Source organism: Streptomyces capillispiralis, assembly GCF_007829875.1.
Classification (GTDB): Bacteria; Actinomycetota; Actinomycetes; order Streptomycetales; family Streptomycetaceae; genus Streptomyces; species Streptomyces capillispiralis.
Window position 1 is genome coordinate 6,152,783 of record NZ_VIWV01000001.1, and the last position, 16,382, is coordinate 6,169,164.

A 16,382-nucleotide genomic window follows, 5' to 3' on the forward strand; every position below is an offset into this window, starting at 1 on the left:
CTAGTATCGCCCATACCTAACAGGTATACATGGCTGCTGACCCCGGCAAGGGTGCCCGGGTGCCGGTGTACAGGGAGGAACCTATGCGGTGGATCCATGCCGCGGGTAGGGGCCTTCTTGTCCTGATCGTCGTCCTGACCGGTTACGTCGCCTCCGGCGCGCGGGCCGACGAGGGCGGCGCGGACGGCCGCGGACCGCTCACCCTGGCCACCGCGGGCGACCTCACCGGCTACCTCGGCTCGGTGCTGGAAGGCTGGAACCGCACCCACCCCGGCGAGAAGGTGACCCTCGTCGAACTGCCCGACTCGGCCGACGAGACCCGCGCGCAGATGATCACCGACCTGCGCGGCGGCGAGCGCGGCCGGTTCGACGTGCTCAACATCGACGTCAGCTGGACCTCGGAGTTCGCCGCCGCCGGCTGGATCCGCCCGCTGCCCCGCGACCGCTTCCCGCTCGGCACCTTCCTGCCCCGGGTCGTGGACACGGCCACCTACGACGGCCGGCTCTACGCCGTCCCGTACGTCACCAACGCCGGGCTGCTCCTGTACCGCAAGGACGTCCTCGACGCGGAGGGCGTGCCGCCGCCGCGCACCTGGGCCGAGCTGGAGCGGGCGGCGAGGACCGTCGCCCCGGAGCACGGACTCGACGGCTACGCGGGCCAGTTCCTGCCCTACGAGGGCCTGACCGTCAACGCGGCCGAGGCCGTCTACTCGGCGGGCGGCACCATCCTCGGCGACGAGGGGGAGCGGGTCACCGTGAACTCGCGGGCGGCCCGGGAGGGCATCGGCTTTCTGGCGCGCGGGGTGCGCGAGGGCTGGATCCCGCGGGAGGCGCTGACGTACAAGGAGGAGGAGTCCAAGCAGGCCTTCCAGGACGGCCGGCTGCTCTTCCTGCGCAACTGGCCCTACGCCTACGTCGCCGCCTCCGCCCCGGGCTCCGCGGTCGCCGGCAAGGTCGGCGCCGTGCCGCTGCCGGGCCCGGACGGCGCGGGCACGAGCGTGCTCGGCGGCTCCAACCTCGCGGTCAGCGGCCACGCCCGGCACCCCGACTCCGCCGCGCGCCTGATCGCCTACCTCACCAGCGAGCGGGTCCAGCGCCAGGTCCTCACGCGGGGCGCGCTGCCGCCGGTACGGGCCGCGCTGTACGACGATCCGGCCCTGGTCCGGCGCTTCCCGTACCTGCCGACCCTGCGCGAGAGCGTGCTCGCCGCCGCTCCGCGCCCCAAGAGCCCGCACTACGACCAGGTGAGCCTGGTGGTGCAGGCGGTGGTGCACGACGCGATGAGCGGGCGGCAGACGCCCGAGGCCGCGGTGCGCCGGCTGGCGACCGAACTCGCCGCCGTCTCCTCCCGCTAGCGATCCACCCTAGTTACTTGTTAGGTAACGCGCACGTCTCAAATGGGTCCGTTATGACCCGGTCCAATGCTGTATGAACCCCCCAACCGCCAGCTACTTCGCGTACGTTCATTGACACCCGCTCGACACCCCTACCTAACATGCATGCATAACGACTGCTCCTCACAGACAGGTCAATGGGGTGAACAGGCACCACTGGTGGCGTGACGCGGTGATCTATCAGGTGTACGTCCGCAGCTTCCTGGACAGCACCGGTGACGGCATCGGCGATCTCGCGGGGGTCAGGGCGGGACTGCCGTACCTGAAGAAGCTCGGCGTGGACGGCATCTGGCTGAGCCCCTTCTACCCCTCGCCGCAGCACGACCACGGCTACGACGTCGCCGACTACTGCGACGTCGACCCGGTCTTCGGCGACCTCGCCGAGTTCGACCGGCTGGTCGGCACCGCCCGGCGGCTCGGCATCAAGGTGCTGCTCGACATCGTCCCCAACCACTGCTCCAGCGAGCACCCCTGGTTCCGCGCGGCCCTCGCCGCGGCCCCCGGCAGCCCCGAGCGCGCCCGCTTCCACTTCGCCGACGGCCGCGGACCCGACGGCGCCGAGCCGCCCAACAACTGGCACGCCATGTTCGGCGGCCCCGCCTGGACCCGGGTCACCGAACCCGACGGCCGCCCCGGCCAGTGGTACCTGCACATGTTCACGCCCGAACAGCCCGACTGGAACTGGCGCGAGCCGGCCGTCGCCGCCGAGTTCGACCGGATCCTGCGCTTCTGGCTCGACCGGGGTGTCGACGGCTTCCGCATCGACGTGGCCGCCGGCCTCTACAAGCACCCCGAACTGCCCGACTCGCCCGACCCCCTGGCCGACGCCCGCACCCGCGACTCGGTCAACCCGCTCGCCTGGAACCAGCCCGAGGTGCACGAGGTGTGGCGGCACTGGCGCGCGGTCTGCGAGGAGTACACCGCACGCGACGGCCACGAACGCCTGCTGGTCGGCGAGGTCTCCGTGCCCACCGCCCGCGAACACGCCCGCTACGTCCGCCCGGACGAGCTGCACCAGGCCTTCTTCTTCGACCTGCTCGGCGCGCCCTGGGACGCCGACGCCTTCCGCAAGGTCATCTCCGAGGCCCGGCAGGACATCGCCGGCACCGGCTCGACCGTCACCTGGGTCCTCAACAACCACGACCAGGTCCGCACCGTCACCCGCTACGGCGAGCCCGCCCCCCACGGCAGCGGCATCGGAGCCGCCCGCGCCCGCGCCGCCGCGCTGCTGATGCTGGCGCTGCCCGGCGCCGCGTACATCTACCAGGGCGAGGAACTGGGGCTGCCCGAGGTCGTCGACCTGCCCGACGACGTGCTCACCGACCCGATCTTCCGCCGCACCGGCAGCCGGGAGCGGATACGCGACGGCTGCCGGGTGCCTCTGCCCTGGTCGGGGCAGGCCTCGCCGTTCGGCTTCACCTCCGGCGCCGAAGGGGCCAGGCCCTGGCTGCCGCAGCCCGAGTGGTTCGCCGAGCACGCCACCGACCGCGCGCTGGCCGACACCCGCTCCTTCTGGCACCTGTACCGCGACGGCCTGCAACTGCGGGCCGCGCTGCCCCAGCTGGGCGAGGGCACGCTGCGCTGGCTGGACACCCAGCCCGGCGTCCTCGCCTTCGTCCGCGGCGACGACCTGGTCTGCGCCGTCAACTTCGGCACCGCCCCCGTACCCGCTCCGGTCCCCGGCACCCCGCTGCTCGCCAGCGGCCCCTGCGAGGCCGGCGTCCTGCCCGGCTCCACCGCCGCCTGGTGGATCGACGGCTCCTGAAACACCCGCGCAACTCCCGTACACCCGAAGGGACATCGACGATGATGCGACGACGTACCACCCTGCTCACCGGATGCACCGCCCTCGTGCTCGCGCTCGGCGCGACCGCCTGCGGCAGCGGCGAACCCGTCTCGGCCGGCGGCGGCGACAAGGCCCTCGGCGGCCAGACCGTCACCGTCGCCGGGGTGTGGTCCGGCAGTGAGCAGAAGAACTTCCAGAAGGTGCTGGACGCCTTCACCGAGAAGACCGGTGCGAAGACGCAGTTCGTCTCCACCGGTGACAACGTCTCCACCGTCGTCGGCAGCAAGATCGAGGGCGGCAACGCCCCCGACGTCGTCATGGTCCCGCAGGTCGGCGTGCTCAAGCAGTTCGCCGACAACGACTGGCTCAAGCCGCTGGACGAGAAGGTCCGGTCGACCGTGGGCACCAACTTCGCGAAGGTGTGGCAGAACTACGGCAGCGTCGACGGCACCCTGTACGGCCTGTACTTCAAGGCCGCCCACAAGTCGACCGTCTGGTACAGCCCCGAGGCGTTCGAGCAGGCCGGCGTCACCCCGCCGAAGACCTACGAGGCCATGCTGAAGGACGGGCGGACCATCTCCGACTCCGGTCTCGCGCCCTTCTCCGTCGCCGGACAGGACGGCTGGACGCTGACCGACTGGTTCGAGAACGTCTACCTCTCCCAGGCCGGACCCGAGAAGTACGACGCCCTCGCCGCCCACGAGATCAAGTGGACCGACCCGACGGTCGTGGACGCGCTCACCACCCTCGGCAAGCTGTTCAAGGACAAGCAGCTCGTCGCGGGCGGCCAGAAGGAGGCCCTCAACACCGACTTCCCCGGCTCGGTGGAGAAGGTCTTCGGCCCGAAGGCCGAGGCCGCCATGGTCTACGAGGGCGACTTCGTCGCCGGTGTCGCCAAGGACCAGTTCGGCCGGACCATCGGCACCGACGCCAACTTCTTCCCCTTCCCGCCGGTCGGCGGCGGCGAGGCGCCCGTGGTCAGCGGCGGCGACGCGGCCGTCGTCCTGAAGGACGGCAAGAACAGCGAGGCCGGCATGGCGCTCCTGGAGTACCTGGCCACCCCGGAGGCCGCCGCCGTGTGGGCCGAGGCGGGCGGCTTCCTCTCCCCGAACAAGAAGCTCGACCTCTCCTCCTACGGCGACGACGTCACCCGCGCGACCGCCGAGTCCCTGATCGGCGCCGGCGACTCGGTCCGCTTCGACATGTCCGACCAGGCCCCCGCGGCGTTCGGCGGCACCAAGGGCACCGGCGAGTGGAAGATCCTCCAGGACTTCCTGCGCGACCCGTCCGACCCGGCGAAGACCGCGGCCGAGCTCGAGGACGCCGCGGCCAAGGCGTACGGGAACTGACGGCCATGACCGCCACACTGGTCAAGGAGGCGAGCCCCCCGGCCGCCCCGCGCCCCGACGGCTCACGCGGCCTGCGCCTGCGCCGGCGCGGCCGGATCATCGCCCTGCTGTTCGTGTTCCCCGCGCTGCTCCTGCTGGGCGCCCTGGTCGTGTACCCGGTGCTGTTCTCCGTCGGCCGCAGCTTCTTCGACGCCACCGGCAACGAGTTCGTCGGCGGCGAGAACTACGCCGAGATGTTCCGCGACCCGGCCACCCTCAAGGCCATCCGGAACACCGCGATCTGGGTGGTCGTGGCGCCGACGCTGCTGACCGGGCTCGGCCTGATCCTGGCCGTCCTGGTCGAGAAGGTCCGCTGGGCCACCGCCTTCAAGCTGCTGCTGTTCATGCCGATGGCGGTGTCCTTCCTCGCGGCCGGCATCATCTTCCGCCTCGCCTACGACGAGGACCCCGACAAGGGCGTCCTCAACGCGGCCGTCGTCTCCGTCCACGACGCGTTCACGGGCACCTCCTCCTACCCGACCGCCCGCGCCCGCGACGGCGAGGGACTGACCGGGCAGCCGGACGGCTCGTACCTCACCGGCGACGTCCGGCCCGGCGGCACGGCGGCGCTCGGCCTGGTCGGCGTCGCCCCCAAGGACCTCCCGGGCGACGCCACGCCCGCCCACCCGGCGGCGTCCCGCACGGCCGGCGCCGATGCGATCGGCGGCGTCGTGTACCTCGACTTCACCCCCGGCGGAGGCGGCCGGCCGGGCGTGGTCGACCCGAGCGAGAGCGGCCTGCCCGGCATGGAGGTCGAGGCGGTCCGCGACGGCAGGACGGTCGCGAGCACCACCACCGCGGCCGACGGCTCCTTCCGCTTCACCGGACTGGACAGCGGCTCCTACGCGTTGAAGCTGCCCTCCGCCAACTTCGCGGCACCCTACGACGGCATCTCCTGGCTCGGCCCGGCGCTCGTCACGCCGGCGATCATCGGAGCGTACCTATGGATCTGGACCGGTTTCGCGATGGTGCTGATCGGCGCGGGCCTCGCCACCCTGCCCCGCGACGCGCTGGAAGCGGCACGCATGGACGGTGCCAACGAGTGGCAGATCTTCCGCCGCATCACGGTGCCGCTGCTCGCGCCCGTTCTCACCGTCGTCTTCGTGACCCTGGTGATCAACGTCATGAAGGTCTTCGACCTCGTTTACATCATCGCGCCGGGCCCCGTGCAGGAGGACGCGACGGTGCTCGCGACGCAGATGTGGCTGGTGTCGTTCGGCGGCGGCAACAACCAGGGCCTCGGCAGTGCCCTCGGTGTGCTGCTCCTGCTCCTGGTGATTCCGGCCATGGTGTTCAACGTCCGGCGTTTTCGAAGGAGTCAGCGATGAAGGCGATCCGGCGCGGCCTGGGCAACGCGGTGGTGCAGGCCTTCCTGGTCGTGATCGGCCTGGTCTGGATGACGCCGCTGGCCGGCCTCTTCCTGTCCTCGCTGCGGTCCGCCGAGGACACCGCCGAGGGCGGCTGGTGGACCGTGTTCACCGGCCCCGGGCAGCTGTCCTTCGACAACTACTCGGCGCTGCTGGAGAACTCGGGGATCACCCAGGCGTTCTGGAACACCGTGCTGATCTCGGTGCCCACGACCGTGCTGGTCGTGGTCGTGGCCGCGCTCGCCGGATACGCGTTCGCCTGGCTGGACTTCCCCGGGCGCGAGCCGGTCTTCCTGCTGGTGGTGGCGCTGCTGGTGGTGCCCGTGCAGATCGGGCTGCTCCCGGTGGCCAAACTCTTCGGTCAGCTGGGGCTGTTCGGCACGATCCCGGGTGTGGTGCTGTTCCACGTCGCCTACGGGCTGCCGTTCGCGATCTTCCTGCTGCGGAACTACTTCGCCGAGATGCCGAAGGAGATGCTGGAGGCCGCGCGGATGGACGGCGGCAGCGAGTGGCGGATCTTCACCCGGCTGGTGCTGCCGGTGGGGCGGCCGGCCATCGCCAGCCTCGCCATCTTCCAGTTCCTGTGGGTGTGGAACGACATGCTGGTGGCGCTGCTGTTCGCGGACAGCTCCGCGCAGCCGCTGACCGTGCAGCTCCAGTCGCAGATCCGGCAGTTCGGCAGCAACATCGATGTGCTGGCGCCGGGGGCGTTCCTGTCCCTGATCGTCCCGGTGGTGGTGTTCTTCGCCTTCCAGCGGCACTTCGTGCAGGGCGTCATGGCGGGGTCCGTGAAGTAGCGGGCCCGGACGGGGCGGTGGGGGCTCTCGCCCCCGCCGCCCCGTCCTGTTCCCGGGCCCGTCCGGGCCCGGACGGGCCGGTCAGGCCGACGCCGGCGGGTACAGCGACCTCGGCAGCTGGGAGGCCGCCGCCGCGTCCAGGAGCCACAGGGTGCGGGCGCGGCCGTACGCGCCCGCCGCCGGTGCCTGGATCTCGCCCGCGCCCGACAGGGCGATCGCCGCGGCCTCGGCCTTGTCCTCACCGGCCGCCAGCAGCCACACCTCACGGGCCGCGCGGATCGCGGGGAGGGTGAGGGTCACCCGGGTCGGCGGCGGCTTGGGGGCGCCGTGGACGCCGACCACCGTGCGCTCCGTCTCCCGGACGGCCGGCAGCTCCGGGAAGAGGGACGCCACGTGCGTGTCCGGGCCGACGCCCAGCATCAGGACGTCGAAGGTCGGCACCGGGCCGTGGTTCTCCGGGCCCGCCGCCGCGGCCAGCTCGTCCGCGTACGCCGCGGCCGCCGCGTCGACGTCGGAGCCGTACGGCCCGTCCGACGCGGGCATCGCGTGCACCCGCTTCGGGTCCAGCGGCACCGCGTCGAGCAGCGCCTTACGGGCCTGGGTGACATTGCGCTCCGGATCGCCCTCCGGCAGGAACCGCTCGTCGCCCCACCACAGGTCGAGCCGGCCCCAGTCGACCGCGTCCCGCGCCGGGGCCGCCGACAGCGCGGCCAGCAGGCCGTTGCCGTTGCGGCCGCCGGTCAGGACCACGGACGCCGAACCCCGCGAGGCCTGCGCGTCCACGATCCTGGTGATCAGCCGGGCCGCCGCGGCCCGCGCCATCAGCTCCTTGTCCCGGTGCACGACCAGCTGCGGTGCCGTACTCACTTCGCCGCCGCCTTCTTCACCGGTGCCGGCGCCGCCGCCCGGGCCGCGGGAGCTTTCGCAGCCGACTCGACGGGCGCGGGGACCGCCTCGCGTGCCGGTCCTCCTTTGGCCGGCGGCTCACCGGACGGCTCCCGCGCACCCTCCAGCCGTTGCACGCCGTAGCGCAGCGCCGAGGCGTAGGTGTCGTCCGGGTCCAGGCGCCGCAGTTCCTCCGCGATCAGCTCCGCCGTGTCCCGGCGCTTGAGCGCCACCGCACGCTTGGGCTGACCCTGGATGGACAGCGTCGCCAGCGAACCGTCGGCACGGTCCAGCACGATCGGACCGCAGTCGGTGTCCATGCGCACCGCCGTGAGCCCGGGGCCGCCGGACTGCGAGCGCCGGACGGGGACGTCCAGCCGGTCCGCGAGCCACATCGCCAGCAGCTCGCAGCTCGGGTTGGACTCCTCGCCCTCCACCTCGACGCCCCGCACCTCGCAGTCGACCTGGTCCAGCGCCGCGGCCAGCATCGAACGCCAGGGCGTGATGCGGGTCCACGACAGGTCCGTGTCGCCCGGGGTGTAGGCGTCGGCGCGGGCCGCGAGCTCCTCGACCGGGCGCTCGCAGGCGTAGGTGTCGGTCACCCGGCGCTGGGCCAGCGCGCCCAGCGGGTCCTTCGCCGGGTCCAGTGGAGCGTTGACCGGCCACCACACCACCACCGGGGCGTCCGGCAGCAGCAGCGGCAGCACCACCGACTGGGCGTGGTCGACGACCTCGCCGTACAGCCGCAGCACCACCGTCTCGCCGGTGCCCGCGTCCGCGCCCACCCGCACCTCGGCGTCGAGGCGGGACTGCGTACGGTCACGGGGCGAGCGGGAGACACGCTTGACGACCACCAGCGTGCGCGAGGGGTGCTCGCGCGAGGCGTCACCGGCCGCCTTCAGCGCGTCGTAGGCGTTCTCCTCGTCCGTGACGATGACCAGCGTGAGCACCATGCCGACGGCGGGTGTGCCGATGGCCCGGCGGGCCTGCACCAGCGCTTTGTTGATCTTGCTGGCCGTGGTGTCCGTGAGGTCTGTCTTCATGGCCGGCGCCAGCTCCGTCCGTCTCGCTCGAGCATTTCGTCCGCCTCGACGGGCCCCCAGGTACCGGCGGGGTACTGGGCGGGCTTGCCGTTCTCGTCCCAGTACTCCTCGATCGGGTCGAGGATCTTCCAGGACAGCTCGACCTCCTCCGTGCGCGGGAAGAGGTTGGAGTCGCCGAGCAAGACGTCGAGGATCAGCCGCTCGTACGCCTCCGGGCTGGACTCGGTGAACGACTCGCCGTAGGCGAAGTCCATCGACACGTCCCGGATCTCCATCGACGTGCCCGGCACCTTGGAGCCGAACCGCACCGTGACGCCCTCGTCCGGCTGCACCCGGATCACGATCGCGTTGGAGCCCAGCTCCTCGGTGGCCGTGGTGTCGAAGGGGGAGTGCGGCGCCCGCTGGAAGACCACCGCGATCTCGGTGACCCGGCGGCCGAGCCGCTTGCCGGTGCGCAGGTAGAAGGGGACGCCCGCCCAGCGGCGGTTGTCGATGCCCAGCTTGACCGCCGCGTAGGTGTCGGTCTTCGAGGACGGGTCGATGCCCTCTTCCTCCAGGTAGCCGACCGCCTTCGCGCCGCCCTGCCAGCCGGCCGCGTACTGACCGCGTACGGTGTCGCGGCCCAGGTCCTTCGGCAGCCGCACGGCGCCGAGCACCTTGGTCTTCTCCGCGGCCAGCGCGTCCGCGTCGAAGGAGGCGGGCTCCTCCATCGCGGTGAGCGCCAGCAGCTGCAGGAGGTGGTTCTGGATGACGTCACGGGCCGCGCCGATGCCGTCGTAGTAGCCCGCGCGGCCGCCGATGCCGATGTCCTCGGCCATCGTGATCTGCACGTGGTCGACGAAGGACCGGTTCCATATCGGCTCGAACATCGTGTTGGCGAAGCGCAGCGCCAGGATGTTCTGGACCGTCTCCTTGCCCAGGTAGTGGTCGATCCGGAAGACCTGGTCCGGGGCGAACACCTCGTGGACGATCGCGTTCAGCTCCTCGGCCGACTTCAGGTCGTGGCCGAAGGGCTTCTCGATGACCGCGCGCCGCCAGGAGCCGCTCGTCTGGTCGGCCAGCCCGTGCTTCTTCAGCTGCTGGATGACCACGGGGAAGGAGCGCGGCGGCACCGACAGGTAGAAGGCGAAGTTGCCGCCCGTGCCCTGGGCCTTGTCCAGCTCCTCGATCGTGCCGCGCAGCCGCTCGAAGGACTCGTCGTCGTCGAAGGTGCCCTGCACGAAGCGCATGCCCTGGATGAGCTGCTGCCAGACCTCCTCGCGGAAGGGGGTGCGGGCGTGCTCCTTGACCGCGTCGTGCACCTCCTGGGCGAAGTCCTCGTGCTGCCACTCGCGGCGGGCGAACCCGACCAGCGAGAAGCCCGGCGGCAGCAGGCCCCGGTTGGCGAGGTCGTACACGGCCGGCATCAGCTTCTTGCGGGACAGGTCGCCCGTCACACCGAAGATGACCAGGCCCGACGGCCCCGCGATGCGCGGGAGCCGTCGGTCCGCCGGGTCACGCAGCGGGTTGCTGCTCGACAAGGTCTCAGCCCTCCGAGGGGGCGAGGCGCTGGAGCTCCGCCTCGGTCGACTTCAACAGGTCGTTCCAGGACGCCTCGAACTTGTCGACGCCCTCGTCCTCGAGGAGCTGCACCACGTCGTCGTAGGCGATGCCGAGCGCCTCGACCGCGTCGAGGTCGGCGCGCGCCTGCTCGTAGGTGCCGGCGACGGCGTTGCCGCGGATCTCGCCCTGCTCCTCGGTGGCCGCCAGCGTCGCCTCCGGCATGGTGTTCACCGTGTTCGGCGCCACCAGCTCGTCGACGTACATCGTGGACTTGTACGCCTTGTCCTTCACACCGGTCGACGCCCACAGCGGACGCTGCTTGTTGGCGCCCTCGCGCTCCAGCGCGTTCCAGCGGTCGGTGGAGAAGACCTCCTCGTACGCCTGGTAGGCGAGACGGGCGTTGGCGATGGCGGCCTTGCCGCGCAGCGCCTTGGCCTCGTCGGTGCCGAGGGCGTCGATCCGCTTGTCGATCTCGGAGTCCACGCGGGACACGAAGAAGGACGCCACGGAGTGGATCTTCGACAGGTCCAGGCCCTTGGCCTTCGCCTTCTCCAGGCCCGCCAGGTAGGCGTCCATGACGTCGCGGTAGCGCTCCAGCGAGAAGATCAGCGTGACGTTGACGCTGATGCCGTTGCCGATCGTCTCGGTGATCGCCGGCAGGCCCGCCTTGGTGGCCGGGATCTTGATCAGGGTGTTGGGCCGGTCCACCAGCCAGGCCAGCTGCCGGGCCTCGGCGACCGTCGCACGGGTGTTGTGGGCCAGCCGCGGGTCGACCTCGATGGAGACCCGGCCGTCCTGGCCGCCGGTGGCGTCGAAGACCGGGCGCAGGATGTCGGCGGCGTCGCGGACGTCCGCCGTGGTGATCATGCGGATGGCCTCTTCGACGGTGACCTTGCGGGCGGCGAGGTCGGTCAGCTGCTGGTCGTAGCCGTCGCCCTCGGAGATCGCCTTCTGGAAGATCGTCGGGTTGGTGGTGACGCCCACGACGTGCTGCTGGTCGATCAGCTCGGCGAGGTTGCCGGACGTGATGCGCTTGCGCGACAGGTCGTCCAGCCAGATCGCGACGCCCTCCTCGGAGAGGCGCTTCAGTGCGTCTGTCATGGAAATTCCATCTCCTACGTGTCGTGTGTGAGCGTCAGCGCTGGGCCGCGGCGATCGATTCCCGGGCGGCGGCGGCCACGTTCTCGGCGGTGAAACCGAACTCCTCGAACAGGACCTTGCCGTCGGCGGAGGCACCGAAGTGCTCCAGGGACACGATGCGTCCGGCGTCCCCCACGTACTTGTGCCAGGTCAGGCCGATGCCCGCCTCGACGGCGACGCGCGCCTTCACGGACGGCGGCAGGACGCTGTCCCGGTACCCCTGGTCCTGCTCCTCGAACCACTCCACCGACGGCATCGACACCACGCGGGTCGGCACACCGTCGGCCTGGAGCCGCTCGCGGGCCTCGACGGCGACGTGCACCTCGGAACCGGTCGCGATCAGGACGACCTGCGGCTCACCGCCGTCGGCGTCGAACAGCACGTAGCCGCCGCGCGCGGCGTCCTCGTTGGGCTCGTAGGTCGGCACGCCCTGGCGGGTCAGCGCCAGACCGTGCGGGGCGCCCTTGCCGAACTCCTTCGTCCAGCGCGAGAGGATCTCCCGCCAGGCGATCGCGGTCTCGTTGGCGTCCGCCGGGCGGACGACGTTCAGCCCCGGGATGGCGCGCAGCGAGGCCAGGTGCTCGACCGGCTGGTGCGTCGGGCCGTCCTCGCCGAGGCCGATGGAGTCGTGCGTCCACACGTACGTCACCGGCAGGTGCATCAGGGCGGACAGCCGCACCGCGTTGCGCATGTAGTCGGAGAACACCAGGAAGGTGCCGCCGTAGACGCGCGTGTTGCCGTGCAGGGCGATGCCGTTCATCTCCGCGGCCATCGCGTGCTCGCGGATGCCGAAGTGGATGGTGCGGCCGTACGGGTCGGCCTCCGGCAGCGGGTTGCCCGCGGGGAGGAACGACGACGTCTTGTCGATGGTGGTGTTGTTGGAGCCCGCCAGGTCGGCCGAGCCGCCCCACAGCTCCGGGACCACCGCGCCGAGCGCCTGGAGGACCTTGCCGGACGCGGCACGCGTGGCCACGCCCTTGCCCGGCTCGAACACCGGGATGGCGTCCTGCCAGCCCTCGGGCAGCTCACCGGCGGCGATGCGGTCGAACGCGGCGGCGCGCTCGGGGTTGTTGTCCCGCCACTGCTGGAAGGACTTCTCCCACACCGCGCGGGCCGCCTGGCCCCGCTCCAGTGCCTTGCGGGTGTGGCCGATGACCTCGTCGGCCACCTCGAACGTCTGCTCGGGGTCGAAGCCCAGGACCCGCTTGGTGGCCGCGACCTCGTCGTCGCCCAGCGCCGAGCCGTGCGCGGCCTCGGTGTTCTGCGCGTTCGGCGCCGGCCAGGCGATGATCGAGCGCATGGCGATGAAGGACGGCTTGTCCGTGACCTTCTTCGCCTCCTGGATCGCGTCGTAGATCGCGTTCGGGTCCAGGTCGCCGTCGGGCTTCGGGGCGACGCGCTGCACGTGCCAGCCGTACGCCTCGTACCGCTTGCAGGTGTCCTCCGAGACGGCCGTCTCGGTGTCGCCCTCGATGGAGATGTGGTTGTCGTCCCACAGCAGCACCAGGTTGCCCAGCTTCTGGTGCCCGGCCGTCGAGGACGCCTCCGCGGAGATGCCCTCCTGGAGGCAGCCGTCACCGGCGATGCAGTAGACGTAGTGGTCGAACGGGGACTCGCCCTCGGCGGCCTCCGGGTCGAACAGGCCCCGCTCGTACCGGGCGGCCATCGCCATGCCCACCGCGTTGGCCACGCCCTGGCCCAGCGGGCCGGTCGTCGTCTCCACGCCCGTGGTGTGCCCGTACTCCGGGTGGCCCGGGGTCTTCGAGCCCCAGGTGCGGAAGGCCTTCAGGTCGTCCAGCTCCAGGCCGAAGCCGGCCAGGTACAGCTGGGTGTAGAGGGTCAGGGACGAGTGGCCGGCGGACAGCACGAAACGGTCGCGCCCGACCCAGTCCGGGTCCGCGGGGTCGTGCCGCATCACCTTCTGGAAGAGGGTGTAGGCGGCAGGCGCCAGGCTCATCGCCGTACCCGGATGGCCGTTACCGACCTTCTGTACGGCATCGGCGGCCAGGACGCGGGCGGTGTCCACGGCCCGCTGGTCCAACTCGGTCCACTCGAGGTCTGTGGTGGTCGGCTTGGTGCTCACCCTGAGTCAGGGCTCCTCTCCACATGTCGGATGCCGGTGAATGCCCACCGGCGAGGTCGAGCCTACCCCCGTGGGACGTGCCTTCTTTCGAGTCATTCCAGACTGTGGGAACTGCCGTGTAATCGCCTCCTGACCGGTCCGTTTTCCCGTTCGGCAGATGAATACGGGGCCGCTCATCCGGGTGCTCAATCGAGCCGGTGGGCGCACCTCGGAGGGCGCCGCCCAACACGAGCCGACCCCCGCGAATGTCCGGGTCTGGGCAACGTCTACAGTGGCGTGGTACGCGCGAGCCTTTACCCCCGCTTCACCAGGGTGCGGCTTGCTGGGATGTCTCTGTAGGGGTGTGCGTGACGGCCGTTGAATCCCGTCCTGCGGGAATTGTGGGGACCAGTCAGAGCCCTGCCCGTCGGCCGTTCGGGGCCCGTGCGATGGCGTTCGTGGCTCTCACCAAGCCGAGGATCATCGAGCTGCTGCTCATCACCACCGTGCCGGTGATGTTCCTGGCGCAGCAGGGCGTGCCCGACCTGACACTGGTGCTGCTGACGTGCGTCGGCGGCTACCTGTCCGCGGGCGGCGCCAACGCGCTCAACATGTACATCGACCGCGACATCGACGCCCTGATGGACCGCACCTCGCAGCGCCCGCTGGTGACCGGCATGGTCAGCCCGCGCGAGGCCCTGGTCTTCGGCATCACCCTGGCGGTCGTCTCGACGCTGCTGTTCGGCCTCACCGTCAACTGGCTGTCCGCCTGGCTCTCCCTCGGCGCGCTCCTCTTCTACGTGGTCGTCTACACGATGATCCTGAAGCGGCGCACCTCGCAGAACATCGTGTGGGGCGGCATCGCCGGCTGCATGCCGGTGCTGATCGGCTGGACCGCGGTCACCAACTCGATGGCGTGGGCGCCGGTCATCCTCTTCCTCGTCATCTTCTTCTGGACGCCGCCCCACTACTGGCCGCTGTCGATGAAGGTGAAGGACGACTACGCGCGCGTCGGCGTGCCGATGCTGCCGGTGATCGCCGGCAACAAGGCGGTCGCCAAGCAGATCGTGCTCTACAGCTGGGTCATGGTCGCGGTGTCCCTGCTGCTGACCCCGCTGGGCTACACGGGCTGGTTCTACACCGCGGTCGCGCTGGCCGCCGGCGGCTGGTGGCTGTGGGAGGCGCACGCGCTGCTGAACCGCGCGAAGGCCGAGGTGACGGGCGGCAGGCTCAAGGAGATGCGCCTGTTCCACTGGTCCATCACCTATGTGTCGCTGCTCTTCGTGGCCGTCGCCGTGGACCCCTTCCTGCGGTAGGCCCTTGCGTACCGGACCCGGGCGGGGCGCGTGGCCAAGGCCACGGACCCCGCCCGTCGCCGTTCCGTCTACCCGTCGGTAGCATCCTGGTCATGGCAGACACGCAGCAGGTGGACCCGAAGGCCGGACAGAAGGCGGCCCGGCTCGCCAAGCAGATCAGCGGCTTCGCCAAGGCGCACGGCGGCGCCGAGGGACAGGTCGCGTACCTCGGACAGCGCGGCGCCCGGATCGTGCTCGTCGGCGCGGACGGCGGCTGGGGCGACCTGGTGGCGCCCTCCTACGAGATCGCCCGCACGGCCGTCGAGAAGGCCGGCATCACCGTCCACGAGGACTTCGACGGCGAGTTCGCGGCGAAGGTGCGGACGGGCCCGTACGAGTGGAAGCGGATGGCCGGCATCCAGGTGGGCGGCTGAGCGACGCCCCCGTGGGCCCTGCGCCCACGGAAACCGGCCGCACTCCGCGGACGCTCCCGCGCCACCTCACCCCCGGTTCACCCGTTAGGACCCGTGAAGCGTCAGCACACGGTCCCGCCCCGGGGAGCTCCGGATGATCGACACGCCCTCACTCGTGGACCAGTACTGCCACGGAGTGCTCCGCACCGAGCTGGGCCTCGGCACCTTCGAGGCCCAGCTGGCCCGCACCGAGGGCCCGCCCGCGCCCGGCACCACCCTCTTCGACACCCAGACCGGTTTCGCCGTACGCCGCTGGTGCCCGCCCCTGCTCGGCCTGGAGCCGCACTGCCCGCCCGCCCGGTACCTCGCCCGGCGCCGTGAGCTGGGCGTGATCGAGGCGGGGCGCCGGCTGCTGCGGGGCAGCGGCATCACCGCCTACCTGGTCGACACCGGGCTGCCCGGCGACCTCACCGGCCCCGGCGAGCTGGGCAGGGCCGGGAACGCCGAGGCCCATGAGATCGTCCGCCTGGAACAGCTGGCCGAACAGGTCGCCGACACCTCCGGCACCGTCGAGTCCCTCCTCGCCAACCTCGCCGAGTCCGTGCACGCGGCCGCCGCGCACGCCGTCGCCTTCACCTCCGTGGCCGGCCTGCGGCACGGGCTGGCGCTCGCCCCCGAGCCGCCCGGGCCGGGGGAGGTGCGCGGCGCGGCCGGGCGCTGGCTGGCCGCACGCCGGGCCGGGGACGAGCTGAGCGACCCGGTGCTGCTGCGGCATCTGCTGTGGATCGCGGTCGCCTCGGGCCGGCCCCTCCAGCTCCACGCGGGGCTGGGCGCGCCGGGCGCCCGCATCGACCGCACCGACCCGGTGCTGCTGACCGACTTCGTCCGGGCCACCGCCGGACTCGGCACCGACCTCGTGCTGCTGCACGGCTACCCGTACCACCGCCACGCGGCCCATCTGGCCGGCGTCTTCCCGCACGTCTACGCCGACTCGGGCGCCGCCCTGGTGCGCACCGGCGCCCGCGCGGCGACCGTCCTCGCGGAGATCCTGGAACTCGCCCCCTTCGGCAAGATCCTCTTCTCCAGCGGCGCCCGGGGCCTGCCCGAGCTGCACGTGGTCGGCGCCGGACTGTTCCGCGAGGCCCTCGGCCGGGTGCTCGGCACCTGGGTGGCCGAGGGGGCGTGGTCGCTCGAGGACGCCCAGCGGGTGGCCGGCATGATCGCGTCGGGGAACGCGGGCAGGGTGTACGGACTGGCGTGAGGGAGGAAG

General features: G+C 71.6%; 13 protein-coding genes. 8 read left to right on the plus strand and 5 right to left on the minus strand.

Going from position 1 to position 16,382, the window contains the following annotated elements:
- Positions 1 to 83: 83 nt before the first annotated feature.
- The 5 genes from FHX78_RS26805 (at position 84) to FHX78_RS26825 (ending at position 6,732) form a co-directional block, all read left to right on the plus strand.
- The gene (locus tag FHX78_RS26805; RefSeq protein ID WP_145869963.1) at positions 84 to 1,355 is read left to right on the plus strand and encodes an ABC transporter substrate-binding protein; all 1,272 of its coding nucleotides are present in this window, start codon (positions 84 to 86) and stop codon (positions 1,353 to 1,355) included.
- A gap of 181 nt (positions 1,356 to 1,536) precedes the next feature.
- Entirely contained in the window at positions 1,537 to 3,159 is a 1,623-nt protein-coding gene (locus FHX78_RS26810) for a glycoside hydrolase family 13 protein (RefSeq protein WP_145869964.1), read from the plus strand.
- A 41-nt stretch (positions 3,160 to 3,200) separates the two neighbouring features.
- Positions 3,201 to 4,529, plus strand: a complete 1,329-nt coding sequence (locus FHX78_RS26815; RefSeq protein ID WP_145869965.1) for an ABC transporter substrate-binding protein — start codon at positions 3,201 to 3,203, stop codon at positions 4,527 to 4,529.
- A 5-nt stretch (positions 4,530 to 4,534) separates the two neighbouring features.
- Positions 4,535 to 5,896 (plus strand): ABC transporter permease, encoded by a 1,362-nt coding sequence (locus FHX78_RS26820; protein WP_145869966.1) that lies wholly within the window; start codon positions 4,535 to 4,537, stop codon positions 5,894 to 5,896.
- Positions 5,893 to 6,732 (plus strand): carbohydrate ABC transporter permease, encoded by an 840-nt coding sequence (locus FHX78_RS26825; RefSeq protein ID WP_145869967.1) that lies wholly within the window; start codon positions 5,893 to 5,895, stop codon positions 6,730 to 6,732. Before FHX78_RS26820 ends, FHX78_RS26825 begins: the two co-directional genes overlap by 4 nt.
- Positions 6,733 to 6,813: 81 nt before the next feature.
- Here FHX78_RS26825 and pgl read toward each other — a convergent pair whose 3' ends face one another.
- Genes pgl through tkt form a run of 5 tightly spaced genes read right to left on the minus strand, consistent with a single transcriptional unit; the run spans position 6,814 to position 13,425 of the window.
- Positions 6,814 to 7,599, minus strand: coding sequence for a 6-phosphogluconolactonase (gene pgl / locus FHX78_RS26830; protein WP_145869968.1), 786 nt, complete (start codon positions 7,597 to 7,599; stop codon positions 6,814 to 6,816).
- Positions 7,596 to 8,660, minus strand: coding sequence for a glucose-6-phosphate dehydrogenase assembly protein OpcA (gene opcA, locus FHX78_RS26835; RefSeq protein ID WP_145869969.1), 1,065 nt, complete (start codon positions 8,658 to 8,660; stop codon positions 7,596 to 7,598). Before opcA ends, pgl begins: the two co-directional genes overlap by 4 nt.
- Positions 8,657 to 10,180: a glucose-6-phosphate dehydrogenase gene (zwf, locus tag FHX78_RS26840; RefSeq protein ID WP_145869970.1), complete on the minus strand. Its 1,524-nt coding sequence runs from the start codon at positions 10,178 to 10,180 to the stop codon at positions 8,657 to 8,659. The genes opcA and zwf overlap by 4 nt, the downstream gene beginning before the upstream one ends.
- 4 nt (positions 10,181 to 10,184) lie before the next feature.
- Entirely contained in the window at positions 10,185 to 11,303 is a 1,119-nt protein-coding gene (gene tal, locus FHX78_RS26845; RefSeq protein WP_145869971.1) for a transaldolase, read from the minus strand.
- A 34-nt stretch (positions 11,304 to 11,337) separates the two neighbouring features.
- Positions 11,338 to 13,425, minus strand: a complete 2,088-nt coding sequence (gene tkt, locus FHX78_RS26850) for a transketolase (RefSeq protein WP_145869972.1) — start codon at positions 13,423 to 13,425, stop codon at positions 11,338 to 11,340.
- 341 nt (positions 13,426 to 13,766) lie between these two features.
- Here tkt and FHX78_RS26855 point away from each other — a divergent pair, with 341 nt between their 5' ends.
- From FHX78_RS26855 to FHX78_RS26865, 3 genes are all read left to right on the plus strand, one after another.
- Complete coding sequence (locus FHX78_RS26855; RefSeq protein ID WP_145869973.1) at positions 13,767 to 14,720, plus strand: heme o synthase; 954 nt, start codon at positions 13,767 to 13,769, stop codon at positions 14,718 to 14,720.
- 92 nt (positions 14,721 to 14,812) lie between these two features.
- Positions 14,813 to 15,133, plus strand: coding sequence for a hypothetical protein (locus tag FHX78_RS26860; RefSeq protein ID WP_167531864.1), 321 nt, complete (start codon positions 14,813 to 14,815; stop codon positions 15,131 to 15,133).
- Between the two features lie 133 nt (positions 15,134 to 15,266).
- Positions 15,267 to 16,373 (plus strand): amidohydrolase family protein, encoded by a 1,107-nt coding sequence (locus FHX78_RS26865; protein ID WP_145869974.1) that lies wholly within the window; start codon positions 15,267 to 15,269, stop codon positions 16,371 to 16,373.
- Positions 16,374 to 16,382: the final 9 nt, after the last annotated feature.